The sequence below is a fragment of the Sphingomonas sp. BRN-1R genome (assembly GCF_057748035.1).
Map to the genome: position 1 here is coordinate 2,660,419 of NZ_CM173236.1, position 25,090 is coordinate 2,685,508.

The window sequence follows — 25,090 nt, forward strand, 5'->3', positions numbered from 1 at the left end:
GGACCGGAACCTAGTCCGCTATCGGTGGGGTGATTACCTCAAGTGGCTCGCGGCCAAGCCTCGCTTCCACTCGACCTCTGAGATGGAGGCTGCGTGATCCCTGATGCCCAACACCAGGGGGGCTCGCGCCCATAAGCGAGAAAGCCGCCCTACCATGGCGGCAGAGCGGCTTCCCATGATTTGTCTGCTTGGCGGCGACGATCAGGGACGTAACACCAACCACCTCCAAGTTCAATTCCTTCAGCGTCGTTTCGGGCTTCCGGGCGCCCGCGCCGTGCTCATTGCCGCACTCCGGTGGGAGAGCGCCAATGGCTGACACCGCTAAAGCGGCGGTTTTCACCGCCGTCGACTCCATGGCTTCCGACATGAAGGCGACATGGGACTCCCAGCTCAACTGGGCTGCAACCTGCGATGCCCTGATGGACGTCATAGTCGAGATCGGCGTCGATGCTGATCCGGTTCACACGGCAATCCTGCTGAGTGCATCGGCTATGGCGCGCCGTCAGTCACTGAACGGCCAGGCGAATACCATCGTCATCAGCAGCACGCCCTACAACGCGAAGGTCGGTGTGGACGTCGTGCCGACACCGCCGGGGCAGGATTACGGGGCGGACTTCAGCATTCTCGCTGACGCGCAGAGCTATGCCAATCGCCTCAGCGTCAGCACGGGCTGGCCGATCGTAGATCTGGCGGACCGGGATTACGTGTCATGAGCGGCGCCAGCTTTAACGACCACAGGACCGCCGCCATGGCGGTCCTCACGTCCGGCTCGGAACTGCGCCCCAAAGAAGGCCAGTTCCTCGGCGGCATCGCCTTTGATGCCAATCCCCTCACCGACAAGCAGGCCAATTGGCTGCGCATCCTCCTGGAGCGCCACGGCCTGCCCTCGCTCGACGGAGGCGCAAAATGAACGCGCAGCAAGCAGACTACCCGGACGAACCGGGCCATCGAAACACGGACACTTCTATTGCGGCAGCGCAGGCAGTCGCGGGTTCCGCCGGCCGCCTTCAGAAGGTCGCGCTCGCTGCCCTTCGTGACGTTGGTGGGCGCGGTCTCACATCGCAGGAGCTTGCGGATCGAACCGGTATCGACTTTGCGAGCATCCAGCCCCGGACCAGCGAACTCCGGCACAAGGGGATGATCCGCGATAGCGGTGAGCGTCGTCGCAACCGCAACGGCAAGCGGGCAATCGTCTGGGTCGCAGGAGGCGCGTCATGATGCCTCCGCTCACCATACAACAGCTCAACCACGCGCAGTGGCATGTGGTCGATCCTACTGGCGATTGGCATGGCAGCGGCGCCACCGATTGGGCCGATGCTGTCGCCAGCGCTCTTTGGGGAGCAATGCTGACGCCAAGAGCGATCGAGTCAGTAAGCCTCGATGGAAGTCGGATGCTTATGCTCCGAGCGGGGTGCCTGCTATGACCGCGCGCATCTTCGCCTTTCCGGCTGCACAAGCAGTCGATCGTGCCACGATCCACGTCTTTGGTGATCGCGTAGAAGGGTTCTCCGCTTCGCATGAGTCTCGCTCCGGTGACAGCTGGGGCGAGATCCACGGGCCGTATGACACTGGGCAGGAAGCGATTACCGCCGCCTACGCGCTCAACCGCGACGTCTACGATAGCACGTGCAACGTGTCAGTGTGCGATGCGGCCCTTCAGCACGCCTGCCCGGACGTCGGCCTGCCCTCTGTCCCGGGGGATTTCTGATGATGTTAGATCCTTACGCCGACTATGGTCGGCAGCGTGAAAGCCGCAGCATGATCGATCTGCCCCGTCTCTGCGCCGACATCAGAGACCGCTTCCCGGTTTCGGGTGTGGCGACACAGGCCGGCGTGAAGCTGAAGCAGGCCGGCCGCGAGTGGAAGGGCTGTTGCCCCTTCCACCCCGACCGATCGCCCAGCTTCACCATCTACGCTGACGACCGCCGCTTCCAGTGCTTTGGGTGCGGTGCGGAAGGTGACGTCCTCGACTTCGTGCAGCGCGCCTACAACGTGAAGCTGCTCGGTGCGATCGAGATGCTGGATGGTGGCGCCCTTCGCGAGCTGGAACAGCAGCGCGTGATCGCGAAGCCGAAGGGCGATTGGTCGAAGGCAGCGCGGTCGATCTGGGATGCGGCCCGCCCGGTCGCCGGCACGCCGGCGGAAAGCTACCTGCGCTTGCGCGGCATCACGATGGACTTGCCGCACACCCTGCGGTTTTCCCATCTCCGCTACCCGCAGGAGAAGACCCGCCGGCCGGCGCTGATCGCCGCTGTCTGTTCGCCCGATGGCGAGCTGACCGGCATACAGCGCACGTTCCTGACCGACGACGGGCGCAAAGCCGACGTGCCAGAGGTGAAGCTATCGCTTGGCCGCGTGGCAGGAGGAGCGATCCAGCTTGGTCCGCCCGTTGCCAGCCTCATCGTCACCGAGGGGCTTGAAGACGGGCTGACGCTTGCCCAGGCGCTTGGTCGATCGGTTTGGGTGTCGGCCGGCACGTCGATGCTGCCCCGTATGGAGTTGGCGGACATCACCAAGGCCGTCGTGATCGGAGCGGATGGCGACGCGCCTGGTGAGGTAGCGGCAAACAAGGCGGCGCATGCTTTCACCGCATCGGGAAGGAAGGTGCGGATCATGCGGCCGGCGGCGGGCTATAAGGACTTCAACGCCGAACTGATGGAGGCGCGGTCATGACGGCGGCGGCGCTACAGGCCCGCTTCGACGCGGCCGAGCCGTTCACGGGCTCAACGCCTACCACTGGCGAAAAGCTCGTCGTTGCTACGCCATATCAATGGCTCGACCCCACGACCATTCCGCCTCGCCGGTGGGTCTATGGCCGCTCGATCCAGCGTGGCCATCTTCGCGCCGTCGTGGCGCAGGGTGCAGCTGGCAAAACCATCCTGAGCGTCGGTGAGGCGCTGGCGATGGCGACAGGCCGCAACCTGCTCGGTCAGGAAGTGCCCGGCGGACCGAAACGGGTCTGGCTCTGGAACCTGGAGGATGATCGCGAGGAACTGTCGCGCATCATTCAGGCCGCCTGCAAGCACTGGAACATCAGTGCCGCCGATCTCGACGGGCGACTGTTCGTGGACAGCGCTCTCGACGGTGCGATCCTGAAACTCGCCACCTCCACGGGCTCGGCAGGGCTGGTGATCAACCGGCCGCTGGTTGCAGCCCTCACGGAAGAAATGAAGGCGCGCGGCATCGATTATCTGCACGTCGACCCCTTCGTCTCCAGCCACGCCGCCAACGAGTCGGACAACATGGAGATCGACGCCATCGCCAAGGAGTGGGCGTTGGTGGCCAAGAATGCCGACGCAGCGGTGGGTGTAGCTCACCACGTCAGCAAAGCGGGCGCGGCCGAGGCAACGGCGCTCTCGGCTCGTGGCGCCGTGGCCCTCGTCAACGCCTGCCGCTCGGTCCTCACCCTCAATCGGATGAGTGAGGAAGAGGCGAAACGGTGGGGAATCGAGGAAGAGCGCCGGCGCCGGTTCTTCCGGGTTTACGACGACAAGAACAACCGTGCGCCCCCGAGTGATAAGTCTGATTGGTTCACCATGGCGTCGGTCAGCCTTGGCAACGATGTTTCCAAAATCGCCGACAACAGCGACAGCATGGGTGTGGTGGTGCCGTGGTCGCCGCCAGACGCGTTCGAAGGTGTCACAGCCGACCACCTGCTGTCGGTTCAGCGCCTGGTGGACGGCGGCACCTACCGCGCCGACGCGCAGGCGAAGGACTGGGTCGGCAAAGCGGTAGCCGAGGTGTTCGGGCTGAGCGCAGAGAGCAGCGTCAAGGCTGACCGCGCCCGGATAAACTCCATGCTCGGGACCTGGTTCGCCAACGGCGCCCTGGTCAAGGTCGAGGGTCGCGACGGGAAAAGCAATGCCCGAACCTTCGTTGAGGTGGGCACGTGGGCCGTCCAAGGGGTCGCCCCCACCTCCGCAGGTGAGGTGAGGAAAGGTGTGGAAGGTGGGGAGCCAAATCGTCCCCACCCCACCTGCCCCCCTATAGGGGCAGGGGTGGGGAACGGTGGCTCTGCCGGCGAAGGCAAGGTGGGGAAATCCTCAGGTGGGGAAGCCTTCGTTGCAGGCAATCCAGCATTGGGCCCGGTGGCGCAGACCGCTCGCGATTTCAGCCGATGGGACAAGTCAGACGGACGCATGATCCTCGCGCCGGGCGAAGGGGGCGATGACGTTGCGCTCTGAAAACAACGAGGCGCAGTTCTGGCTAGGTTGGAGGGGAAGGTGACATTTTTACCTGCTGAGACAGCCCAGGGCGATCTCAACACTGACTTGCTGACCAGTTCGGTTTTCCTGGAGCTTGGTTTGAATACGTGGGACGGCGCAACTTGCCGGGGCTTGTCACGACCGCCTCCCTTGTGGGAGGGAATGTTGATGGGTGATCAGCTGCTCGCGCCGACAGATGTGGAGGAGGCGCTTTCTCAGGCGTATGTCACGGCGATCGCTGCATCTGCTGGTTACGTCACTGCTCAACGCAACTTTGACCGCGACGGCGTTGATCTGACCATCGAGGCCGGCGATCACCTGCGGCCGAAAATCGACTTGCAGCTCAAGGCCACGATCAATCTCGACGTATCAGCGGAGACAATCCCTTACTCGTGCAAGCGGCGGAATTACGATTTGCTCCGGATACCGACGCAGACGCCGCGACTGCTGGTGGTCTTGCATCTGCCGACCGAGCGTAGCGAATGGTTGACGGTTACGCCGACGGAATTGGTGCTGAGGCACTCGGCATATTGGCTATCTTTGCGGGATCAGCCCGCTTCGGATGTTCAGTATGAGAAGACGGTGTATATCCCTCGGGCGAATAGGTTCGACGTTCAGGGCTTAATTGCTTTGATGGCGCAATCGCGCACGGGAACGATCAAATGAGAACGTCTATCGAGGATACCGCTGCGCTTCGAGCAGTCGCGCCAGCGGCTCTTGTCGCCTACGCGCTTAGCGAGGGCTGGACCCGAACTGAGAAGTTCGGCGAGCACAGCGACGTGTATGAGCGAGCCGGCGCGCCGGAACTGATCCTCCCTGGCACAGACGCACTCGGCGATTATCCAGCCATCATCGCTGAGGTTCTCGAAATTTTGGCACGGGAACAAGCTCGCGACGAACTGCAAATCTATCGCGACCTGATCGGCGCGGATCGCGATGTAATTCGTGTTCGGGCACCACACGCCGACGACGACGGGTCCGTTTCAATCGATGCTGGCGTCGAACTCGTGTCCCAGGCGCGTGATATGCTGCTTGCCGCAGCTTGTGCGGCGAAAGATCCTCGAGCGGCGTATCGCGCTGGTAAGGTCAAGGACGCAGCAACTTACATGGATCGTGTGCGGCTTGGACAGACCGAGCAGGGCAGCTTTATAGTGACGCTCTTGGCTCCAGTGCCACCAGCGTTGGACATAACAAACCAAGCCTCTTTCTGGCCGATGGAGGGTGAAGAGCCGTTCGAGCGAAAGGTTACCCGCACACTAGCAAAGTCGCTTGAAGCCGCGAGAAGTGCGGCAGAGGCTGTGGTTCGTGGAAACGGCATGTCTGCGTTTCAGCAAGCCGTGCGCCAAGGCGTCAGCGCCAACTTGTGCGACGCCCTTTCCACCTTGATCGCGAAAGGCGCTGGCTTGGAAGTTTCGCTGACTTGGGCTCGAACTCGTCCCGCCCCCGAGACGCGGCGGGTTGTTCATTTCTCGGAATCAGAGGGCGAGATCCTGCACGAAGCGGCTCGTGCTTTCAGATCGATGGAACCCCGACCAGATGAAACGCTCGACGCATTTATCGTAGCTCTCGACCGCCAGCCAGCCGCCGGCGAAGGACGGGTAACGCTAAAGACGTTCATCGATGGCCAAGCGGTGTCTATCAGGACGACCCTGCCCACACCAATGTATCATGAAGCAGTCGTTGCACATGATCAGGGTCAGACTGTCGCGATCACTGGCGATCTTAAGCGTCAGGGACAGCGGTGGATACTCGACAATCCTCGAAACTTACAAGCGATGCCGGATGACGCAGGTGAAGACGAAGTTGTGAATGCTTGACCCTCGCCGTGGCGCAATCAGATAAGACGTGCAGCGCATGCATGAACTAGCCCTAGCCGTCGTCGGCATCGACTTCCCGAACGAGAACGGCAGCAACCTGACGGAACGGTTCCGATTCTGTTTCGCTTAGTCAGCACCGCTACGCCGTAGCGGCCGAGGGCCAGCGCTCTCTCCTGCGGTATGAGAGAGCCAATGCCCCGTTTTTATTTCGAGATCGCGGACGCCTATCCGGTGATTCCATGCTGTGGCGAAAATCTTCCTTCTGTCGCAGCGGCTCGGTGTCATGCCCTCCAGTACGCAGGCCAGCTTCTTTGTGGGCAGGAACCCGCTTTTTGGGAGGCAGGCGACTGGGTCATGACGATCACCGATGAAAGGCACCTCACTCTTTGCACGATTACCATCAGCACATGTGATGCACCTTCCACGATGAAGGCTGCTCAGCCGGTTTACGGGTTACCAGCTTCCTGATCGTTTCCTCAAGCGCTTGGGACATTGGCGATCCGCACAGCTTCCAGCCGGACGAGGATGGGCCTGAGTGGGGTGCGTGAAAAGGCCCTACGCAACCGCTAAAACCGCCTATTCGTCTCCTAAATCCATCTCGATTTGCGAGCCGAAGTACGACTGCACCATTCGGTTAAATTGCCCTTTGTTCTTCGAGACGCGCAGTAAGGTCATGATGGTGATCACCTGCGTCCTAAAGTGATCCAGCCCCTGTTCTTGGGTTAGAAACTGGTGATGCCTGTGCTTCCGCTGATACTTAGCGTTAGTCGGATTTGCATCATCCAAAGCAGGCAACACGGGCTTTGGCAGCCGTTCATAGATTAGCTGCCGGATCAACTTGCCTGCATAACGCGGCCCCCGATTATCGGCTGAACGTTTCCAGCCATACACGCGGTAAATTTCGGAAGTGAACTCTGGAGGTATAGTCTGCATCCAAGGCCGGTGTTCGGGTAGGATGTAGGCCGAGAGTATCTGCTGAAGTTCGTCCTTGTCGCGAACTTCTTGGTAGCCGGTGGCTTCGTCGATTAAAGCAATCAGACCGATACGCGTGAGGCTTGACGTGATTACTCGGCATTGATGTGCAATACCGGCTTGCTGCTTCTGTAACGTTCCGGCGTTCTCAGCCCGTATCACCGCCTCAGCTATGTCAATCAGCGTATCTGACTCAAAGCCAAACGCGACGTTGCGATCAATTCGGAACCGAATTGGGTCACGGATTCGCTCGTGCAACTCGTTGGAAACGAAAGGCTTTATGCGGTCTCGAGACACAAAAAGCTCGAAACGATTCATACCCCTAACCATCGCACCGCCACGTGCCATGTGGAGCGTGTCGAGCATGCCATTCGTCGTGATCACTCTGCGCCCGTCCTCGAGCACATAGCAGGGAACCTCAATGTCCCCGATCTTGATCGGCTTGCTACCTTCGGATGTAATCGCGCGCGGGAGCGTCTCATCCCAGCGCGTTCGAGCCGCATTCTTCGCAATTTGACTACGCTCTTCCGGCGTCAATTTCGCTGACCGCGCTCTGCCGCCCTTCGACTGATGGGTCTCTTCGGTCATGCGAATCGCCTTATGCTTGCTTATCGTCGTTACTATGCATGCTTCAACAAGCGAAATTATGCAAGCATACATCAGGCGTAGCACCAGGCATGCTTGCTCAATCCCTTGCAAATATGACCGAAGCGAGTGCGGATTTGCGCAATTGTCCAAGCCACCCCCGTGGAACGCAGCCTTTTGACAAGCCGTTGAGGCAGGAAGGAGAGCCGTAATGACCGACCACACGCACAACGAGACGCAGCCCAGCCCGAACATCTCGACCGAACCCGGTGAGAAGGGCAAAGCTCCAAATGCCAGCACAGAGACACAGCCGGCGCCTAACCTGTCGACCGAGCATCAAAAAGACGGCGATGCGCGCAGCCCGAGCGAGACGCTGGATCGCGGTCAGTAGTATCGGCACGTTCTAGCAGGCGATTCCGGCGCACGCCGTCGGGTTGTCCTAAATCATGGCGCTCATTTGACCCGGCCTGCTATCGTCAGTCGCCTCAACCCATAACGGGCGCCGGTATCCAGATCATGACAGAGAGCCTTCAAGCGGCAAACCAGCGCCTTCGGGCGGTGTTTCGAAGTGCTATCGACTTTGCAATCGTCGTCACCGATCCGGCTGGCATCATCACCGACTGGAACCCTGGCGCCGAAGAGGTGATGGGCTGGACCCTGGCTGAGATGCAGGGTTCCAGCGCCGAGCGCATCTTCACACCTGAAGATCGATCGATCGGCCGCATGCAGTTCGAAATGGATGGGGCGCTCCGGGACGGTCGCGCTGCGGATGAGCGATGGCACCTGCGCAAGGATGGCTCACGCTTTTGGGCGTCGGGCGAGATGATGCCCTTGATTGGTGATGCCGGCGAGCATCTCGGCTTTGTGAAGATCGTTCGTGACCGAACGAAAGAGCATCTCGCCGGCACTGAGCTTGAGCGGGCACGTGAGCGCTTTCAAACGATCATCGAAACCATCGATGCGGCCTTTGCGATCGTAGAGGTGAAGTTCGACGCTGACGAACGTCCGATCAACTACCGCTTCCTTGAAGCAAACCCGGCTTTCGAGCGTCAGGCGGGCATTGATCTTCAAGGTAAGTGGGTAACCGAATTCGCACCTGACCTGGAGCAATTCTGGTTCGAGACATACGGGCACGTTGCTCTTACAGGCGAGCCCGCAAACTTCGAAAGTTATGCCGAGGCGTTCGCACGCTGGTTTGACGTTCGCGCCGTGCGCGTTGGCGAGCCTGCAGACCGCCAAATCGCAATCCTCTTCAACGACGTGACGGCAAGACGTGAGGCAGAGGAGCGCCTACGCCTCAGTGAGGCCGTCGCACGAGAAAACAGCGAGCGTGTGCAGCTCGCGCTTGCTGCGGGGGCAATCATCGGGACTTGGCATTGGGACCTGCCGAGCGACCAATTTACCGTAGACGAGGGTTTCGCGGAGGCTTTCGGGCTTGATCCCGCGTTGGGCCGAACAGGCATCCCGTTGGCTCAGATCGTGGCCACAGTTCACCCCGACGATCAAAAAGCGCTTGCCGACGCGATAAACGAGGCAATTGCGCGGGGTGGCGCCTACGCGCACCAATATCGTGTGCTTCGCGCCGACAGCCGCTACTACTGGATTGAGGCAAATGGGCGGGTGAACCGTGGCCCTGACGGCACGCCGTCGACTTTCCCAGGAGTCGTCATCGACGTTGAGGATCGTCGCGCGGTGGAGGCCGAGCGCGATCGGGCAACGGCTGATCTTCGCGCCTTGAACGAAACGCTGGAACAGCGTGTCTCGGAACGCACGGCCGAACTGATGCGCACGGAGGACGCGCTGCGTCAGTCGCAGAAGCTCGAAACCATCGGGCAACTGACCGGCGGCGTGGCGCACGACTTCAACAACCTGCTGACCGTCATTCGAGGTTCTGTCGACCTGCTGCGGCGGCCTGCGCTCTCCGATGAGCGGCGACGGCGCTATATCGACGCCATCGGCGACACTGCCGATCGTGCAACCAAGCTCACCAACCAGTTGCTCGCCTTTGCGCGCCGGCAGTCACTCAAGCCTGAGGTCTTCGATGCAGCAGAGAGTGTGCGGTCGCTTAGCGACATGGTTCGAACGCTGACAGGATCTCGCGTCAGGGTCTCCCTTCGCTTGCCGTCCCAGCCATGCTTCGTGGATGCCGATCGGAGCCAATTTGACACGGCGATTGTCAACATGGCGGTCAATGCGCGCGATGCAATGAAGAGCGAGGGCGATCTGACGATCGCCGTTGCAGAAGTAACAAAAATGCCGGCGATCAGATCGCATCCCGAGACCGCAGGCGAGTTCGTCACGGTTTCGCTGACGGACACCGGCTCCGGCATCCCGGCTGAAAGCATCGATCAGATCTTTGAACCATTCTTCACAACAAAGGGCATCGGCGAAGGCACCGGGCTTGGTCTCAGCCAAGTTTTCGGGTTTACCAAGCAATCCGGCGGCGACATATTTGTCGAGAACTCCCCCGGGGGCGGAGCAACCTTCACCATGTATCTGCCCCGGGTCGCGCCAGCTACCGGGGCAGCAGCGGAGTCGGGCGACAACACAGCACCGCTGGGCGAAGGCGCCTGCATTCTGGTGGTCGAGGACAATGCCGAGGTCGGTATGTTCGCGACAGAGGCATTGGCGGAACTCGGCTATAAGACTGTCTGGGCAATGGACGGGCAGAAGGCACTTGCGGAACTCGCCAACCGCGCGGGTCAGTTCGACGTAGTTTTCTCCGACGTCATGATGCCGGGTATGTCAGGCATTGAGCTCGGCAGCGAGATCGCGAAGCTGTATCCCAACCTGCCTGTACTTCTGACCAGCGGCTACAGCGAAGTGCTGGCTCAGAGTGGCAGATGCGGGTTCGCACTGCTGGATAAGCCCTACTCGGTCGACAACCTCGCACGAGCGCTCCGAAAAGTGCTGTTGCGGCGAAAAGCCAGTGCGGACCGGTAGAAGCGGCGTCATGACACGAACATGGCTTCGACAATGGCCTGCATGAGAACGCCCCTGGGCACCGGCACGCTGACGGACGTATAGCCCGCGTTCACGGCGCGCCGAACGCCATACAGCCCCGCCCACTGCCGCCCATGCTGACGCCATGCCCGCTGCAACGCCGGCACCGGCAGCAGCACGCACGTCCCCGCTGGCGCATACGCATAGGCCACGAAGTCGCAGGCTAGCGGCTTCTGAACCCAACCCGGCTTGCGCCGCGCCTCGTCCGACCACCGCTCCAGCAGCACGTCGGGCCAATCCTCGGTGCGGATCTTCTCGTCCACGGTGAACGTCCGCCCACACGCCAGCGTCAGCAGCCGGTCGATCCCGGCCCGCTGCGCCCAGCCGTCCTGCTCGATCGCGACGGCCGACATGAGCGTCGGGAATGCGCGTCGGTAGATCGGCAGCCAGAAGTCCTGCCCATACTCGGCGGATAGCGCGTTGCTGTCCTCGAACCTGTGCACACGTGCGAAACCCGCCGTCCGCGTGTGGCGGGCGACGGGTCGATGTTGAGGTGACTGGCCGGGTGCCAGCACCTGCTTCGCGGGGTTACTCGTGGGCTTCCTCCTGTTCGGCGTCGCTGCCGTCTTCGTCATCTTCGCGCAGGTGTTCGAGATCAGGATCACCATCGATCTCGTCCATGCGGTCGATCATATGCTGCGTGAGCCGGGCCAACTCGGCGCGAGACAGCGACGGCATCAGGGCGAACACAGCGGCGGTCGATCCGGATTGATCCGGCCGTTTCCACGCCCTGCGCCGCGAACGACGCCAAGCGATCCGATCCGCGCCTTTGGGTTCGTGCAGCGGGGTGACGCGCGAGGCCATCACGCGTCCTCCCGATCGGGCATGTCGCGCTGGAGCAGGCGCTTGGGCACGCCGCCAAGGCGGATAAGCTCGTCTTCCCAGTACGCCCGCATCGTTCCGACGACGGCCCGCTTCGCGGCATTCGGCGACACCTCGTACTCGTCGCACATCTCGAGCTTTTCGAGCGCGTCGATCAGGTCCGGATGGCGATAGATGCGCTCCGCCGGGAACGGGATGATCCACGCGCTCATGCGGCTTCTCCGTTCTGCCGGCGCTCGATCGTCGCCTTGATGGCTTCCTGGCGATCGGGGTGGCCGACGATCTGCGCCATGACACTCGTCAGCGGCTCTCCGTCGCAGCCGTCAACGAGGAAGGCGAGCTTACGACCCGACATGAGCGCGTAGCCGCCGCCGATCTCCGCGAAGGCGGAGAGCCACAGTTGAGGATCGAAGCGCGGCGTGGGCGCGGGCTGCATCAACATCCTGCCGCCTCCATCGCGATGAGCGAGCGCAGGGCAGCGAGCGCAAGTCGGCCGCTCCAATCCGCCGGGCCGTGTTCGCCCGCTTCGATGGCAGCGATGTCGCCGCGCGCGTATGCCTCAACATCCTTCCGGTCGGTCAAGCTGTGGAAGACGGCGCACGATAGCTGGATCATCGCACCGCGTGTGGTTCCAGCGGTGGCGCTGCGGATCTGCTCCTCAGCTGCGTCGATCTCGCCCCATATCTCGCGCTCGCCGGGACCGTAGCCGCTGACCACGGGCTGATTGTCGAGCGGGAGAGCGTTGTAAGCGGCGAATGCCGTCTGGCGGCGTTCCCAGGCGGCGAGAATGGCGGCGTCGGGGTTGATGGTGGCCATCATCATGCCTCCACCACGCCGGTACGGAGGCGACGCAGGCGGCGCACTCGGGAAGCGCTATATGCAAAGCCAGGGCCGATCTCGTCAGCCTCAGCCCGCACTTCGCTGCACATGAAATCGAATAGGGTGTCGATTGCGACCTGAAGCCGCTCGTTGTCTTGATCGTTCGATTCCGTGGCGCACGAGTACATGTCGTAGGCGCAGACGATGTGGAACTGGAGGATCAGAGCATCCGACCAAGTGTCCGGCACCTGATAGAGGATCGCATCGCGCAGCGCGTCGGACTCGCGTTCCGACGTTAGCAGCGCCGTGCGGTAGTGTTGCGCTTCCGAGTTGTCGTCCCGCTCCTTGGCTTGCGCCGTATCCGCGCGGTCGACAACATCATATTCGGCCTGCGTCGCTTCGTAGCGGGCGTGCAGGGCGGCGATCAGCGAGACTGCTGAGGCTGGCTGTACCATGGTCATGCCTCCCCGCGTGCGAAGCGGCGCACATCGGCGAAGATCTGCCGCGCGATCGGCGCATCGAGATCGATGCCGAGGCCGTGATACTCGCGTTCGGCGAGGTCGAGCTTGAACAGCAGCGCGGCGCGATCCGGCGCTGGATGGGCAAAGATCGCCGTAGCGGCATCCTCGCGGGCGTCGATCGCCTCCTGCCACTGATCTTCGGCGTCGCGCTGGTAGCGCTTTTCCAGATCGTCAGACTTCGCCTGCCACTCTGCGAGAGCGGTGGCATACTGAGCCTGCTTCTCCGGTGACGCGGAATAGTCGCGCAGCTCGCCGATTGTCATCTCGCTGATGGGGCGCGGGTAGTCGATGTCCGGCGACTTAGGACGATCGCCTAGCGCCCGACGCTCGTCGAAATGGACGGTCTCGGCGGCGTCATGTTCTTTGTCTGCCACCTTCTGAGCGGCGTCGGCTCGGAGGAACTCAGCCACGAGGCTGTCCCATTCGCTGCGAGAGCTGCTGACGATCGGCAGCGCCGCCATTGCAGCAACAGGGATCGTGAGACCGGCGGCGCCGATGAACGCGCGACGCGAGGGGTTGGCCGGACGCACCGCGCCCGGTAGGTAAGTGGCAGCCATAGCGATCTCCTTAGGATCGGTTGTGGTTAGAGCCGGCTTGGAAGTTGGCGCTTCCGGTCGGCTCGGACCGTTACGTAACGGACACGTGCACGCACGTCAACCCTTGTTACGTAACGGTTTGCGCGGTAATGTCCGCTATGGTTTTGAGTAATGCTGAAAGACAGCGCCGTTTCCGGGAGAGACGCAATCAACTCGCTGCTGCGGGCATCACGGCAGACATGGTTGATCAGGTAGCGATGCTAATCTGGGAGGCTGCATGCCGAGATGATCCATCGCAGATGAGCTGGAATGAACTGCTCGCTTCTACTAGCACCAAGACTGGTGTAGAGAATTGGAGGCAGCATTTGGAGGGCATTGGCAGCTACCCTCCGAATGAAACGGACGCGCACGAGCGGTTTGGCGAAAATGCGGAATTGGTTCTCCGGGTAACGCAGGTGCTCAATTCCGCCTTCATCCCGCCCACCAGACGATAGCCAGTAATCGCTCCTTATGAACTACGACAGCAACTAACGGTCAAAGCAGAGCTAATGCCGGTAAAGTAGCGGATCATACATAGTCTTGGTGCAGCTTAGTAATCGTCGTCCTGATCATCTTCGGCAACGGCGGTAACGTCGGCCTCTCGCGTGAAGGTCAACGCGACCGTGTCGCCATCTTCATTGATGTCGGTGATGTCATAACCTTCCTCGACCGCGACGTCGCGAAGGCTTTCGACCAGAGCCCGAACTCTCGACGACAAACCTTTCAAATTCATCCGTTACCCTCGCGTTAGACCGGCGGCAAAACAATCTGACGAGGGGATGTATCCGCGGCGATGGCTAAAACTTACTGTCGGAAAGCGGACTACGCCGCCTTGTTCGTGAGCTGGTGCTCCCAGCGAAACTCCACGGCCTTGCGAGCCTCCTCAGCACGATGGCGCAGGTAGATATACATTCCGACTGCTGGCACGGCGAACAGCGGCAACGCCATGTCTGTGATATGCATTTCAGTGCTCCCCCTGATCATTAAACGCATGCGCCAGCGAGACGCGGCTGTAGTCCATCGACTCGCTTCATAGGAAAGCTACCACTGTGAACCGGGGGTTCTACGGCCGAGGTGGCCCATTCTTGGTCATCTGGGCGGATGCTCGGTACGACCGTCACCGGAATAGCGCCGCTGCGACAACGAACGCTACCCACATGTCCGCATCGCCAGCATGAGCTGCTGCTGGCTCGGTGGACGCCGAGACAAGGTGTTCTTGGAAATGAAAATGGAGATACGACGACGAAAGTTCAGTCGCGAGTTCAAGCTCGAGGCGGTGAAAATCGTGCGGGAACGCGGCGTATCGGTATTACAAGCGGTGCGATCTCAGCTTTGTATATCCGCGATTGCGGGGGCCTCGATAGTGGTGATCAAACGCCTACTTGAACCGGCATAGACCTTCACGACGTCATCGCCTTGAAGCTCCCTGCCGTAAACCCTCTGCACGAAAGCCTCTTTGAGTTCGTCGCGCTCCGGAACTGACAACTTCTTCCATGCAGCCTCGCTAACGTCAAAGGCGAACAGATCACGTTGTCTTTTCACGACACCTTTTCGTCTCGCGTTCGCAATGACAGCGGCGTTGATGGCATCCTCGTTCGGTCCGAGGCCAAGTCGCGCCAGCGCGACCCTCTGAGGATGAGTGCCGAAGCCCGGATCCCGACTTACCAAAATGCCGAAGCCGATCACCGGCAGTAGAAGCAGTATAAGGATAAGCAACGGTATGTAGTTGCCGTAGAGGAAATCTCCGCACTGGTTACAGATCTTAGCTTCAGGCTCCGCGAACCCCTTGCAGCGTAGACATTGCCGCATGCCAATCCTCCTGAGCTTGTTAAGCTTGAAGCCGGATGCGGTACGAACGTGAAGAATTGGTTTGCAACGCGTAAATCATCTGGGCGGCCTACCAACGACGTGTCCCGCCTGATGACCGTTGCGCGGCGCGAAGTGGTCGCGAGTTATCACCTTCAGCTAAAATCGGCTCGACCGCTTCCAGAATGGCGCTGAGTAGCGAAACGGTCAGCCGCCCCGTGTACCAGGAGAGGCATTCGCGGGCGGCTGACAGTTGCCGACGCGGGTGTTCGTCTTGCGGGCGCCTAGCGTCCCAAGCGGATCGTCACCACCCAGTGGCAGAGTGGTCGGATGAACCTGACCTATCATCCGTAGAACGTGGTCGCGGTTAGTCGGACGTCCGATCGCGGTTGCGTTGAAGCCGCCCGGCATCGTTGGCTCGGGCAGCCGCATCATGCCGAGCTCGAGCCGCGCGGCGGAGCTTAGCCGCGCGGCGCTGAGCAAGCCAGCGCCAGCCGAACCCCAGCGCCGCCAAGCAAACAGCAACCTTCGCCATTGTCATGATAATACCCATGATGGATCTTTACTGCGTCGCGCGGCAAGGACCAAGCAGCGATGTTGCATTGCAACACTTTGGCACGTTCTGAGGAATTCTTGAAATCGTCACCGGCTTCGCACCGATAAATCGCGGCCGTCGCGTCAGACCCGCTTTGAAGCGTTCAGCAGGCCGCCTTCGATCAACTCGCGGATAGCTGCCGCACGCGATCTCACCCCTTGCGATTGCCTATACTCCTCCACCTGCGCCAGCAGAGCGAGTGGTATGGGAATGATGATGCGGGGGTTCTCTTCCTCGGACATGCAACGCAGCGTATTTCTCTGAGGACCCTTGTCAATTCGCCAGCTACCTCAGACGCTAAGGCAAGCCAGAAGTCAGCATCTCGTACACGAGCAATACCAGACCGACCATCGCGGCCAGCAGCCCGAGATCATACACCCTCCACAACCACTTCTGCATGATCTGCGCCCCACACCCAGTGGTATCATAGACCGGAACCTGTGAGATTAATATAAACGCCGGAACGCAAACCGAGGCGGCGTGCACGACAAGCTGCTGACCTGGGGGCCGCACCGGCTGGGCGCAGAACCGGCGCGTCTTTCAGTGGGCGGTCGATATGAAGGTCGCCGGGCCCGGGCGACTGCGATCCGCAGACTGGAACATCCAGGTATGAAGAGTCTCGGGATAAACTAAGATATTTTCCTAATTCAAAGCGACTTTGTATAGTCGTCTCTGCGGAGGCCCCCCTCCGCTCCCCAAACCTGAGCGCTCCGGCTTCGGCTCGGGCGCTCTTTTGCGTCTGACGCGCTGGAAGCGCCGCGCAACCATCAACCGGGCAGCGGAACGACAACGCTCACCGGCGATTAACACGCCACTGCCGCCGCACGATGTCGCCTTCCAGGCATATGGGAGTGAGTTGATGGACCGATATTATTTTCACGTAAGCACCGATAAACGGTCGGACGATGATACCGGCACCGAATGCGAGAGCCCTCAGCACGCGCGAGCTGAAGCCGTCATCCTGTGCGGCCAGATAGTGAAAGATGCTCCGCAAGCATTCTGGGGAAGCCGTCCCTGGACCGTTGAGGTGACAGATGATTCTGGGCTGATCTTATGGCAATTGTCTTTTGAAGGCTTTGAATCGCCCGCCGGCCAGGCATTACTGAGGTAAGCAGAAAGAGCCTGCTCGGGGGTTGCCAGTATAAACCGGCTCCGGTCCGGGCGCTCTTTTTGCGTCTGCTCAGCTGTCTATCCCCCTTTCCCGGTATTGCCGCTGCGCCCGATTTGGGCATGATCTTCATCAGCCCGGGGACGTCTGGGGAGGCGGAGCCGGGTCAGGGCGGCGCACTGGCTTGAGAACTGGCGTGCCGCCCGCTCAGATTGGCCGATCATCAATCAGCGGTGGTCGCAGCACGTCAACCGCGCCCTTGCATAGTTCCGGAAGATGTGTTGCCAGTATTCCGGCGCCGCATCCCAAGGAGTGATCGTCAAGCGTGCCGTAGCGCTGTTTCTTCTAGAGTTCGAGCTTGACGTAGCCCATGTGCGGCGACCTGTGAATGATTAGGTATCCAGCCGCAGCGCACTATATCACATCGAGCCGTCGCATCCCCCCATTGATGGACGGTTAGAGCCGGGCGGGCGTGAACACTCGTCCGGCTCGCCTACCGACACTCGCCCATGCCGTACCGCCGCCAATACCGATCCCACCGCACGGCAGCACCAGCGGCTATCGCGGCGCACGACAGTGATCGTCCGTCTGGCAGGGTGCAGCGGGCAACCACACGCTGGTAGCTCTTGCCCATCGGCAGACAGGTAAGCCGCTTGCCGAGCACAAGGCGGGAGACGATCTGTTGCGACCGTGCCGCCGCTCGGTCGTCGCAGGTATAGTTCGCCCGGCGACCGTCCGGCCGGCGACACGGCTCCGCGCTGGTGAAGTCCGGCGCTTGGATCCCAGCCACGCGGATCTTCTGACCCGATCGGCACCAGAGCGGGCCGTCGCCGTCGTGGACGCGCGTGACGATGCAGGTGAACGGCGCGGTGGTAACGGCGGCCATCACGTCAGATCGCCATCCACTCGCTCTCGGCGTCGTCGATTGCAGCGAAGGCGTCACCGTCTGCCTGCTGGCTGCGGAGGTGCGCACGGACAGCCTCGGGGTCGCCGTTCTTGGGGAAGGTGCGATCGGCGCGAGCAGCATCGGCGATGCCGTCTACCCAGTCGCCGCGATCTCGTTGCGTCAGCAACCATCGTCCGAACGGCACCGCCGGCGCTGGCTGCTCACCATCATCATAATCGGTCATCTGCGACTCCTGCGTCTCACCATATCGGGCATCGCACACGATCAATGTTCCTGCAATGTTCTTGCGAATCGGCTCGGCTTGAGCGTAGCTGTTGACCCGCGCCGCGAAGGCGAATCGACATCAATGGAGCTTGGGATGCAGCACGATCTGCAACTGCGTGCGGCTGCGCGCGTGATTTACGACGCCTGCTATCCGTCCGAGGAGTGGGCGCCGGTTGGCTTTGAGGAGGCCGAGCGGTTCGGCACGGTGCACTATCGTCAGGCGGTCGGCGCAGCTCAGCAGGCACGTGCGGTGCTGGCTGACCAGGCAGAGCAGCCGACGCTGTTCGCGAAGCCAGCGCACGCCTGACGTGGATCAGATCGAGCGGGTGAACTGGCTGGCGCACCGCTGGCCGATCAAGAAGCGCACCCAGCCTTATGGCGGCTGGACGATCCACATGGGCGAGATTGAGGGCAATCGCGTCCTCCAAGCCACAGACGCAGGCGAGTACGACAAGAAGTTGGCGAAGCAGCGCCCAGTCTGTCTGGCGCGCTTCATCGCCAGCCAGCGCACGTTGCATCCTGCCGTTGTGCTGGTTGTCGCGGAGACGTACCGCCTCGGCCGCATCCCGCCAGAGTTGTGGTGCGGCTATGACGTGACGCACTTGATAGATTTGCCCGCTGTGACGCTACTGTCGGCGAAGGCGCGGGCGGTATTCCCGGCTTGGCCTACGGCGCTGATCCGCGTCGTTCGCGAAGATACCTTGCCGGCTCTCGGGCTTATTGCAGCGCCAGACGCACGCGGTCCGAAGCTGCGCACGGCCGCGTGACGTGGGACGCTACGACGTCGATGGCGGACAGGTGCCGACCACGCTGTTCGAGGCGGCGGCATTCCATCGGACGATCAAGGCACGCTGCTCATGCGGGCGCGAGGCTGTGTTCCATGCCGCCGCGCTGTGGTGGCTGTTTCAGCAGCGACTTTGGCCGGCTCACCTCGACGATGTGCCTGAGCGCCTGCGGTGTTCAGGGTGCGGCCGGCGTGGCGTTACGGTCGTTGCGGGGCAAGACGCGCCAACGATCACCAGCCTGCCGATGCCGGATGAGCGCGAGTGGAAGCGGGCGGTGAGCCGGTTTAGGTCTTGATTTGATGATTGGGGGTAGCGGAACAGCTCCCGACCCGACGGGTAACAGTTGGCTTGCTACCGGCATCAGCGCAGGGCTTAACCAAAGACAGGAAGTGCGCCGGCCGATCGAGTTCGTGCGGATAAGGCCTAAGTTGACCCGTTCGGATGTACCCGCGACGCTCATAATAGGCGATTAGTCTCAACTTGAAGTCCAAGACTTCGAGGCTCACTCGACAAGGGCCGAAGGCTTTAACAGCCGCTGCTTCCGCACTCACCAGCAGTCGGTTGCCAAGGCCATATCCCTGAAAAACGGGAGCAACACTCAACAATCCGATCCGGCACTCACCAAGCTCCAAAGATTCGACTAGCATCGAACCTACGATCCCACCATCTTTATCGGCAACAAACAGTCGACATCTAGGCTGATGCATCAAATTCGCTAATGCTTCGCGGCTCATGCGCTCACCGTACTGGAGAGGCCCTTCATGAGACCAAGTGCTTGCAGCCGCATCTCCGCGGTACGCTAGCTGCAGTAAACCGTGCAGCCCTTCGATGTCGTCCGACGTAGCCGGCCTGATGACGAACGTTTCGATGTCGAGCACGATCGGTTCTTTACCACGGCGTGCTTACCAAAGCGTTGCGCGTTGACGCCACGATTCATTAACTACGTGGGCTTAATTGGCAAGGCAGATGAGAGGCGTGCCGTGCTGAACGAGCTTAGAAGATTGCATTCGGAAATAAGCGTCCATCTAGACGAACTGGCGGCTCTAACAGCGGAACGCGAGCCTGCGATGCATCGTCTTTCGGCCACCCGGCTATCGCTGACGCGCGCTAGCCGCGCTAGAACGATGCTCCTCGAGCGCCTTCGTAGCGATCTCTTCCCCAATATTGCGCCAGATCAGAAAGTAGCGCTTGAGGCTCTCCATGCCGAGGGCAGAAATAATCTTGCTGTTTCTGCGAAGCACATCGGAACATGGACGTTGCGCGAGATCACCAATCGCTGGCCAGACTATTGCCAAGCATCGAAGATCATGCAGGCAGATATGCGCCAGCGCGTACACCAGGAGCAAAAAATCATTTACCCCCTGCTCGCCAGTCGTAGCTAAATCTAGCCACGAGCCACCTGAAGATCTTCAGATCAGCTTCCGTCAGTCAACGGAAGCTTTCCGCTTCACCCAAAGCTCGCTCGTTCGCTCCATTGCAATCAGGTGATCCGGGAAGCACCGCGCCTGAAACGTCAGCGCGTCGTCATAGCTGCCGTGCAGCCACTGGCCCCATTCGCCGGCATGCAGCAGAACCGGCATGCGATCGTGAACCGGCCGGATCGCCTCGTTGCAGTCGGTCATCACGCCGGAATAGACCGGCCCCCACTCCGCGCTATCGCGCCACACCCCTGCCCAGGCAAAAACCGGCTGATCGACCACGCTGAACCACGTCCGCGTCTTGGCGCCTTTCGGCCCCTCGGCTTCGGCGAAAGCGGTCAGCGGAATCAGGCATCGCCATTGCGGCTTGGCGACCAACCCCTTCCACATCGGCTTGGCGAGATCGGCAATGTTGTTGACCGGTTTCGGCTTCGCGGTCGGTGACATCGTCTTCAAGCGCAGCGGAAAGCCCCACGTCATCGACTGCATGACGCGCTGGCCGGCGTCCTCGCGGATTACCATGCCGGGCGCGCCGGGGTATACTTCCTCGCCAGAGTTCGATGCCGCCGCTTCGACCGTGCCGAAATGCTCGGCGAGATCCGCGGCCGACAGCCGGAGCGTGTAGAGGTTGCACATGGCTCAAGGCTAACATTTGAGGCCGAGGAGTCGAGGCCGAGGAGCCGAGGACCTGAGGACCTGCCAGACGCAAAAACCATGCTGACGCGCGGGACTAAACCTCATAAGGCCGCCGCCGGCTGTAATGGCCCGGAGGTGCGATCGCGCGAGAGCATTTAGGGCCCGACCCTGTTTCAAGTCATGCGACGCACTTCCGTTTCGGTGCTGCAACGAAACTTTAACGTATGATGGCGATGAGGCGCCTCCCTTCGGGGCGCGAGGTGTGGACGCCGTCCATTTAACTAAGGCGATGACCGACCTTGTTCGAGGTCTTGGTGCCAACCTCGCGAGAATAGTTCCGACGAGGGGTATCGTGACAGAGCAACGTGTTTGGGTAGGGTTTGATGTCGGCGCAGATAAGCTCGCCGCCTGTGCGAAATCCGATGACGGCGTTTCGATCGCGGAGGATCTGCTGCCTGCCACTATAGAAGGCGTTACCGGTTTTCTCAGCGCCCTTGGCCCGCCTCAGAACATCTCAATCGGCCTTGAGGCAGGATCGACCGGGATTCATCTGACTCGAAAATTGCGCAGCCAAGCTTATGCAGTGCACGTCTTCGACACCAGGCAAGCGAGTAAGTTCCTTTCCATTCGCGCGAATAAGACGGACACAAACGATGCCAGCGGCCTGGCGGATCTCGTGCGTTTAGGAAGGGGCGTCGTAGCGGAGATCACGGTCAAAAGCGCAGAATGTCAGCTTCTTCGCTCCAGGCTTATGCTCAGGCAGAAGTTGATACAGCTTCGAATGGCAGGAGAAGGTGCCATTAGGTCGGCCTTCCGCCTGAACGGAGGCAAGCTAGATCGATGCTGTTCCTCGGTGAGCCTACGTCGCAACGTCTTAGCTGAGATGGAGCGCATCCGCGAAGTAGAGGGTGTCGATCTTTCGCCGGACTTTGGCCCGGTGCTGGCCATCTGCGAGGCAATCCGGCGTCGCCTGGAGACGATGGATCGCGCCTTGGCGCGCATGGCCAAAAACCACTCGGTTTGCTCTCGCTTCCTTACCATCCCAGGCGTGGGTCCTATCACCGCGTTATCGTTTTACAGTAGTGTGGAGGATCCAGCACGCTTTAAGCGCAACGGTGATGTTGGGGCCTATCTAGGTCTGGTTCCGCGCCTCAAGCAGTCGGGCACAACCTCGGTTCGTTGGGGTATAAGCAAGATGGGGAATTCATTAACCCGAACCCATCTGGTCGGTGCCGCAGCGTCGATGATGCGGCAGAAAGGCGAACTGGGACCGTTACGCACTTGGGCGGACGGCCTTCGAACACGGGTGAATTATAAGCGCGTGACGACAGCTCTCGCGCGCAAAATCGCCGTCGTAATGCTGTCGATGTGGAAAAGCGGGCAGAAATACCATCGAGTGCCGCAAACGCCGATCTAAGCGGCGCTGGCCTAGCTAACGCGCCGGGCACAGGTGCCGCTTGAGCAGCCCATTCTGCACCAAGCCGGGCGGTGCATCACCGCGCTACGGCTGTCGGTTCGCATCACGTCCTTTCGATCGGCCGTAATTGAAGGCCGATGCGCCGACCGGGTGTAATCTGCGGATGTGGCGACAACCCTATGGATCAACGCGCAGCAGAAACGAAAGCGTCGCAAAAGCGCGGCGAAGGTGGCCTACGCCGCGGCTACCATTAACCGTGCTCGATCGCACTGGCCATACGTGCGCGCCAATCGCCGCCTTGCGCCTTGAACCGCTCGATGGTGGCGGGAGGCAAGCGCAACGTGACTGGCTCCAGCGGCGCGGCCGATCGTGGCCGGCCCCGACCGCGTTTGATGGCAGCGGCAAGCTCCGGAAGCGCCTCGCTGAACGGCTTGGCGACAGCAAGCTCCGCATCGGTCCATTCCGGGTTATCGGAAACGACCGCGAGATCTGCGTCGGTGTAGTTCCGCTTCTTCATGGCAACAGCTTCCTTTCCTTGTCGCTTGCTGGTCGCATACTGATCACGGAAAGCGCTTCTGTGCCGAGCGTTGCAAACATCACCGCGATCGAGCCATCGGCAAGTCGGCCGAACGCCTTGAAGCGGCGGTCCTTCGCAGCCACGACCAGCGAGGTTTCAAAGAACTCAATGGTGAGCCCGGCAAAGTCGAGGCCGTGTTTGTCAAAGGTCCGCGTGCCGCTTCGGTTCGTCCCAGAGGATCAACATTCTTTTTCTGTACACGAAAATACCAGAGTCGTCAATATTCGTACACGATAATTGCCGACGGCGCTTCGGCCTTGAAAACCGCCCGACAGCAGTCGGGCAGAACAGCCGACCGACGGCAATTGAGCGACTTTCGTCGGTCCGCTTTTTTGCCGATAGTAGCCCGTCGGCTTCCAGGCGAACAGATCGGCGCGGGGGCGACGGGGCGCTACCCCGCTAAGTCGCTTGCCTCTGCCGCCTTCAGAAACTCAGCGACGAAGCGCGCGGAGCCCCCGACCGCCTGCATTGCAGCAAGGAGCTGGCCGGGGCTGACGCTAAGCTCGGAGCACCAGAACGCGAGGTCCGCGTCATCATCGATTTGGATGTGTTGAGGCATGCGGGACCGTGTCTCGAAGGCCGAGACCGTAGTGGAGGCGCAGCCGATCGTCACTTACGTGCGAATACGAATGGCGCACGTGGACGCTCGCGGCGCTCGCGCAAGTTCCACATATGTTCCATAAAGCAGCTCGCGAATCGACGGAGCGCATTATGGATCTGAACGGCAAATGGGTGATGCTCAGGGAGGATGAGGCCTACGACGCCGGCAGCAATCAGGTGCTCGAAATCGACGGGTCCGAAGTGCGAAGCAACCGGGGAGATGCCGGGACCGCACGCGTTATCGGGGACGAGATCCGCATTGACCTGACGCCCATGGATCGCCTCCTGTTCAAGAACGCCGGTGGCGCTGCCGACGACCTTTCCGGCTTGCTGTACAGTTCCACCTCCGCGCTCCCGGCCGGCGATCTGATCGAAAACGAAGATGACGAGGACGAGGAGCCGGACTGGTGGTGCGACTCTGTGTTCCTGATCCGCCAAGCGGTGGCAGCCGAGCGGTTCAAGGACGGCTCCAGCCGATACTCCACGATTGACGTATCGATGTACGATCTCGATACGCTACGTGTCACAGGGTTCTTCGACACCGAAACTGACGAGGATGTCGCGGCGGTGTTGGTCAAGCTGCCGCTGGCGAAGGTGACTATGCGCGGGGCGAACGACGCGTAGTGCGTCGGCGTTGGCGGAGCGGCCGTATCGCGATCACGCCTGCGCCGCTCTCCGCCTCAACAAGCATGGCTGAGCGACAGCCTCGTCGCCAGGCACAACACCGTGCATCACGCCGATCAGGTCGGACTGCGCGCCGAGATCCTCGGGCAGAGCGAACTGCGCCAGCATCTGCCACTCGCCTTCCCCGGATAGTGCCGGCATTGGCAAAGTGATCGTGAGCTTGCCTCGTTCCACCTCGTAGCGCCCGATCGGCTTACCGTCGGTCGCCAGTGCGACGACGCTATTCCCGAGCACGACTTCGTTTCCGGCCGCATTCGCCGGACCGTCATTGCCGAAGTCGATCAGCCAGCGTCCTTCGATTGGCCCGGTCATCAATCCCTCTGTCGCTATTTTCGCCCCACACTAAGTGGCGGACCAGCCCGATTGCGTCTGCTGCGGACCGCTTATAGCTTCCCCGTCCCTATTTCCGAGGGTTCCGATGTTAAAAAACAAGCCGTCCATTTTCAGATCTATCGGGAAACCAGAGATTTCGCTGACGATGATCCGGATCAGCGAATGGAACGATCTTGGCTTTGGCCTACGCGGTAGCCACTACGTTAACGGTGAGATTGAAGGCGGGCATGAGATCTCAATCTCGGGAGCCGCGGACGAGTTTTGGACCCAAGGCAAACCGATGCCACGCCCATTTCCACGCCTGCATATAAAGATCTCCAGCGACCTTTCCCGGCGCCAAATGGAACGTGGGATTCTAGGTGGAGGGGACATCTTTGATACCTACGTTGATGTGGAATTGAACCTAGAACCGTATCAAGTGAAGGACATCTTGCAGGAGCTTCGTGTGAGCTCCGCGAGGCAGGTTCATGTCGCAGGCTATAGCATCAGCCCAAAGATATTCCGTGTTACACGCTTTGGGCTAAGCGGACCGCAAGATGGTTGCTGATACTCTGGTCCGGCTACCACGATGCTGTATCTTGGCCGGCTGAACAGGACTTTCAATCTGATACTTTGCATATAGCTCTTGCTACTTACCTGAT

General features: G+C 60.8%; 36 protein-coding genes and 1 pseudogene. 20 read left to right on the forward strand and 17 right to left on the reverse strand.

The features are described from left to right. Window positions 1-308 precede the first annotated feature (308 nt). The 9 genes from AC3ANX_RS12190 to AC3ANX_RS12230 all read left to right on the forward strand — a co-directional run bounded on the left by AC3ANX_RS12190 (window position 309) and on the right by AC3ANX_RS12230 (window position 6,490). Window positions 309-713, forward strand: coding sequence for a hypothetical protein (locus tag AC3ANX_RS12190; protein WP_488333546.1), 405 nt, complete (start codon window positions 309-311; stop codon window positions 711-713). Further along, the gene (locus tag AC3ANX_RS12195; RefSeq protein ID WP_488333547.1) at window positions 710-910 is read left to right on the forward strand and encodes a hypothetical protein; all 201 of its coding nucleotides are present in this window, start codon (window positions 710-712) and stop codon (window positions 908-910) included. The genes AC3ANX_RS12190 and AC3ANX_RS12195 overlap by 4 nt, the downstream gene beginning before the upstream one ends. Continuing rightward, a complete protein-coding gene (locus AC3ANX_RS12200) occupies window positions 907-1,218 on the forward strand; it encodes a hypothetical protein (protein WP_488333548.1) in 312 nt (103 codons plus the stop codon). The genes AC3ANX_RS12195 and AC3ANX_RS12200 overlap by 4 nt, the downstream gene beginning before the upstream one ends. Before the next feature lie 202 nt (window positions 1,219-1,420). Next, window positions 1,421-1,708, forward strand: a complete 288-nt coding sequence (locus AC3ANX_RS12205) for a hypothetical protein (protein WP_488333549.1) — start codon at window positions 1,421-1,423, stop codon at window positions 1,706-1,708. Between the two features lie 50 nt (window positions 1,709-1,758). After that, window positions 1,759-2,673 carry a DUF7146 domain-containing protein gene (locus AC3ANX_RS12210; RefSeq protein WP_488333550.1) on the forward strand — a complete coding sequence of 305 codons (915 nt, stop codon included), beginning with the start codon at window positions 1,759-1,761 and terminating at the stop codon, window positions 2,671-2,673. Next, on the forward strand, window positions 2,670-4,184 hold the full coding sequence (locus AC3ANX_RS12215) for an AAA family ATPase (RefSeq protein ID WP_488333551.1): 1,515 nt from the start codon (window positions 2,670-2,672) through the stop codon (window positions 4,182-4,184). The genes AC3ANX_RS12210 and AC3ANX_RS12215 overlap by 4 nt, the downstream gene beginning before the upstream one ends. A gap of 189 nt (window positions 4,185-4,373) precedes the next feature. Continuing rightward, the gene (locus AC3ANX_RS12220; protein WP_488333552.1) at window positions 4,374-4,871 is read left to right on the forward strand and encodes a DUF4365 domain-containing protein; all 498 of its coding nucleotides are present in this window, start codon (window positions 4,374-4,376) and stop codon (window positions 4,869-4,871) included. After that, on the forward strand, window positions 4,868-6,022 hold the full coding sequence (locus AC3ANX_RS12225; protein WP_488333553.1) for a hypothetical protein: 1,155 nt from the start codon (window positions 4,868-4,870) through the stop codon (window positions 6,020-6,022). The genes AC3ANX_RS12220 and AC3ANX_RS12225 overlap by 4 nt, the downstream gene beginning before the upstream one ends. A 192-nt stretch (window positions 6,023-6,214) precedes the next feature. Then, window positions 6,215-6,490, forward strand: a complete 276-nt coding sequence (locus tag AC3ANX_RS12230; protein WP_488333554.1) for a DUF6894 family protein — start codon at window positions 6,215-6,217, stop codon at window positions 6,488-6,490. A 108-nt stretch (window positions 6,491-6,598) separates the two neighbouring features. On the opposite strand, the gene AC3ANX_RS12235 is transcribed toward AC3ANX_RS12230, so the two are convergent. After that, complete coding sequence (locus AC3ANX_RS12235) at window positions 6,599-7,582, reverse strand: P63C domain-containing protein (protein ID WP_488333555.1); 984 nt, start codon at window positions 7,580-7,582, stop codon at window positions 6,599-6,601. A gap of 208 nt (window positions 7,583-7,790) precedes the next feature. Between AC3ANX_RS12235 and AC3ANX_RS12240 the strand changes: the two genes are divergently transcribed. Then, window positions 7,791-7,970: a hypothetical protein gene (locus AC3ANX_RS12240; RefSeq protein ID WP_488333556.1), complete on the forward strand. Its 180-nt coding sequence runs from the start codon at window positions 7,791-7,793 to the stop codon at window positions 7,968-7,970. Window positions 7,971-8,095: 125 nt separating this feature from the next. Beyond that, entirely contained in the window at window positions 8,096-10,522 is a 2,427-nt protein-coding gene (locus AC3ANX_RS12245) for a PAS domain S-box protein (RefSeq protein WP_488333557.1), read from the forward strand. An 8-nt stretch (window positions 10,523-10,530) separates the two neighbouring features. Here the strand turns inward: AC3ANX_RS12245 and AC3ANX_RS12250 are convergent, their stop codons facing one another. The 9 genes from AC3ANX_RS12250 to AC3ANX_RS12290 all read right to left on the reverse strand — a co-directional run bounded on the left by AC3ANX_RS12250 (window position 10,531) and on the right by AC3ANX_RS12290 (window position 14,282). Then, window positions 10,531-11,190, reverse strand: a complete 660-nt coding sequence (locus AC3ANX_RS12250; protein WP_488333558.1) for a hypothetical protein — start codon at window positions 11,188-11,190, stop codon at window positions 10,531-10,533. Next, window positions 11,111-11,386: a hypothetical protein gene (locus AC3ANX_RS12255; protein ID WP_488333559.1), complete on the reverse strand. Its 276-nt coding sequence runs from the start codon at window positions 11,384-11,386 to the stop codon at window positions 11,111-11,113. Before AC3ANX_RS12255 ends, AC3ANX_RS12250 begins: the two co-directional genes overlap by 80 nt. Further along, complete coding sequence (locus tag AC3ANX_RS12260; RefSeq protein WP_488333560.1) at window positions 11,386-11,616, reverse strand: hypothetical protein; 231 nt, start codon at window positions 11,614-11,616, stop codon at window positions 11,386-11,388. The genes AC3ANX_RS12255 and AC3ANX_RS12260 overlap by 1 nt, the downstream gene beginning before the upstream one ends. After that, the gene (locus AC3ANX_RS12265; RefSeq protein WP_488333561.1) at window positions 11,613-11,840 is read right to left on the reverse strand and encodes a hypothetical protein; all 228 of its coding nucleotides are present in this window, start codon (window positions 11,838-11,840) and stop codon (window positions 11,613-11,615) included. Before AC3ANX_RS12265 ends, AC3ANX_RS12260 begins: the two co-directional genes overlap by 4 nt. After that, window positions 11,840-12,226 (reverse strand): hypothetical protein, encoded by a 387-nt coding sequence (locus AC3ANX_RS12270; protein WP_488333562.1) that lies wholly within the window; start codon window positions 12,224-12,226, stop codon window positions 11,840-11,842. Before AC3ANX_RS12270 ends, AC3ANX_RS12265 begins: the two co-directional genes overlap by 1 nt. After that, window positions 12,223-12,684: a hypothetical protein gene (locus AC3ANX_RS12275; RefSeq protein ID WP_488333563.1), complete on the reverse strand. Its 462-nt coding sequence runs from the start codon at window positions 12,682-12,684 to the stop codon at window positions 12,223-12,225. The genes AC3ANX_RS12270 and AC3ANX_RS12275 overlap by 4 nt, the downstream gene beginning before the upstream one ends. Beyond that, window positions 12,681-13,301, reverse strand: a complete 621-nt coding sequence (locus AC3ANX_RS12280; RefSeq protein WP_488333564.1) for a hypothetical protein — start codon at window positions 13,299-13,301, stop codon at window positions 12,681-12,683. Before AC3ANX_RS12280 ends, AC3ANX_RS12275 begins: the two co-directional genes overlap by 4 nt. Window positions 13,302-13,869: 568 nt before the next feature. Further along, window positions 13,870-14,052: a hypothetical protein gene (locus AC3ANX_RS12285; RefSeq protein WP_488333565.1), complete on the reverse strand. Its 183-nt coding sequence runs from the start codon at window positions 14,050-14,052 to the stop codon at window positions 13,870-13,872. Window positions 14,053-14,141: 89 nt separating this feature from the next. Further along, on the reverse strand, window positions 14,142-14,282 hold the full coding sequence (locus AC3ANX_RS12290) for a hypothetical protein (protein WP_488333566.1): 141 nt from the start codon (window positions 14,280-14,282) through the stop codon (window positions 14,142-14,144). A 271-nt stretch (window positions 14,283-14,553) separates the two neighbouring features. On the opposite strand from AC3ANX_RS12290, the pseudogene AC3ANX_RS12295 reads away from it, so the two are divergent. Continuing rightward, a pseudogene (locus tag AC3ANX_RS12295) lies at window positions 14,554-14,643 on the forward strand (transposase); the annotation flags it as partial. 2 nt (window positions 14,644-14,645) lie between these two features. Here the strand turns inward: AC3ANX_RS12295 and AC3ANX_RS12300 are convergent. Then, window positions 14,646-15,005, reverse strand: a complete 360-nt coding sequence (locus tag AC3ANX_RS12300; protein ID WP_488337025.1) for a hypothetical protein — start codon at window positions 15,003-15,005, stop codon at window positions 14,646-14,648. A gap of 1,448 nt (window positions 15,006-16,453) precedes the next feature. On the opposite strand from AC3ANX_RS12300, the gene AC3ANX_RS12305 reads away from it, so the two are divergent. The 4 genes from AC3ANX_RS12305 to AC3ANX_RS12320 all read left to right on the forward strand — a co-directional run bounded on the left by AC3ANX_RS12305 (window position 16,454) and on the right by AC3ANX_RS12320 (window position 19,079). Beyond that, a complete protein-coding gene (locus AC3ANX_RS12305; RefSeq protein ID WP_488333567.1) occupies window positions 16,454-16,831 on the forward strand; it encodes a DUF6894 family protein in 378 nt (125 codons plus the stop codon). A gap of 842 nt (window positions 16,832-17,673) precedes the next feature. Next, window positions 17,674-18,306: a hypothetical protein gene (locus AC3ANX_RS12310; RefSeq protein WP_488333568.1), complete on the forward strand. Its 633-nt coding sequence runs from the start codon at window positions 17,674-17,676 to the stop codon at window positions 18,304-18,306. A 1-nt stretch (window position 18,307) separates the two neighbouring features. After that, window positions 18,308-18,766 (forward strand): hypothetical protein, encoded by a 459-nt coding sequence (locus tag AC3ANX_RS12315; protein ID WP_488333569.1) that lies wholly within the window; start codon window positions 18,308-18,310, stop codon window positions 18,764-18,766. A gap of 1 nt (window position 18,767) precedes the next feature. Next, complete coding sequence (locus tag AC3ANX_RS12320) at window positions 18,768-19,079, forward strand: hypothetical protein (RefSeq protein WP_488333570.1); 312 nt, start codon at window positions 18,768-18,770, stop codon at window positions 19,077-19,079. On the opposite strand, the gene AC3ANX_RS12325 is transcribed toward AC3ANX_RS12320, so the two are convergent. Further along, a complete protein-coding gene (locus AC3ANX_RS12325; RefSeq protein ID WP_488333571.1) occupies window positions 19,069-19,662 on the reverse strand; it encodes a GNAT family N-acetyltransferase in 594 nt (197 codons plus the stop codon). The genes AC3ANX_RS12320 and AC3ANX_RS12325 overlap by 11 nt on opposite strands. A gap of 42 nt (window positions 19,663-19,704) precedes the next feature. On the opposite strand from AC3ANX_RS12325, the gene AC3ANX_RS12330 reads away from it, so the two are divergent. Next, window positions 19,705-20,166 carry a hypothetical protein gene (locus AC3ANX_RS12330; protein ID WP_488333572.1) on the forward strand — a complete coding sequence of 154 codons (462 nt, stop codon included), beginning with the start codon at window positions 19,705-19,707 and terminating at the stop codon, window positions 20,164-20,166. Between the two features lie 42 nt (window positions 20,167-20,208). Here the strand turns inward: AC3ANX_RS12330 and AC3ANX_RS12335 are convergent, their stop codons facing one another. Then, the gene (locus tag AC3ANX_RS12335; protein WP_488333573.1) at window positions 20,209-20,838 is read right to left on the reverse strand and encodes an SOS response-associated peptidase; all 630 of its coding nucleotides are present in this window, start codon (window positions 20,836-20,838) and stop codon (window positions 20,209-20,211) included. 262 nt (window positions 20,839-21,100) lie between these two features. On the opposite strand from AC3ANX_RS12335, the gene AC3ANX_RS12340 reads away from it, so the two are divergent. Then, window positions 21,101-22,255 (forward strand): IS110 family RNA-guided transposase, encoded by a 1,155-nt coding sequence (locus tag AC3ANX_RS12340; protein ID WP_488333574.1) that lies wholly within the window; start codon window positions 21,101-21,103, stop codon window positions 22,253-22,255. Window positions 22,256-22,505: 250 nt separating this feature from the next. Here AC3ANX_RS12340 and AC3ANX_RS12345 read toward each other — a convergent pair whose 3' ends face one another. From AC3ANX_RS12345 to AC3ANX_RS12355, 3 genes are all read right to left on the reverse strand, one after another. Further along, window positions 22,506-22,772, reverse strand: a complete 267-nt coding sequence (locus AC3ANX_RS12345; RefSeq protein ID WP_488333575.1) for a BrnA antitoxin family protein — start codon at window positions 22,770-22,772, stop codon at window positions 22,506-22,508. After that, complete coding sequence (locus tag AC3ANX_RS12350) at window positions 22,769-22,942, reverse strand: BrnT family toxin (RefSeq protein ID WP_488336941.1); 174 nt, start codon at window positions 22,940-22,942, stop codon at window positions 22,769-22,771. Before AC3ANX_RS12350 ends, AC3ANX_RS12345 begins: the two co-directional genes overlap by 4 nt. Window positions 22,943-23,223: 281 nt before the next feature. Next, window positions 23,224-23,391, reverse strand: coding sequence for a DUF3606 domain-containing protein (locus tag AC3ANX_RS12355; RefSeq protein ID WP_488333576.1), 168 nt, complete (start codon window positions 23,389-23,391; stop codon window positions 23,224-23,226). Between the two features lie 152 nt (window positions 23,392-23,543). On the opposite strand from AC3ANX_RS12355, the gene AC3ANX_RS12360 reads away from it, so the two are divergent. Continuing rightward, entirely contained in the window at window positions 23,544-24,056 is a 513-nt protein-coding gene (locus tag AC3ANX_RS12360) for a hypothetical protein (RefSeq protein ID WP_488333577.1), read from the forward strand. A gap of 33 nt (window positions 24,057-24,089) precedes the next feature. Here AC3ANX_RS12360 and AC3ANX_RS12365 read toward each other — a convergent pair whose 3' ends face one another. After that, on the reverse strand, window positions 24,090-24,428 hold the full coding sequence (locus AC3ANX_RS12365; RefSeq protein WP_488333578.1) for a hypothetical protein: 339 nt from the start codon (window positions 24,426-24,428) through the stop codon (window positions 24,090-24,092). Between the two features lie 106 nt (window positions 24,429-24,534). On the opposite strand from AC3ANX_RS12365, the gene AC3ANX_RS12370 reads away from it, so the two are divergent. Next, window positions 24,535-24,996 carry a hypothetical protein gene (locus tag AC3ANX_RS12370; RefSeq protein ID WP_488333579.1) on the forward strand — a complete coding sequence of 154 codons (462 nt, stop codon included), beginning with the start codon at window positions 24,535-24,537 and terminating at the stop codon, window positions 24,994-24,996. The last annotated feature ends 94 nt before the right edge of the window (window positions 24,997-25,090 follow it).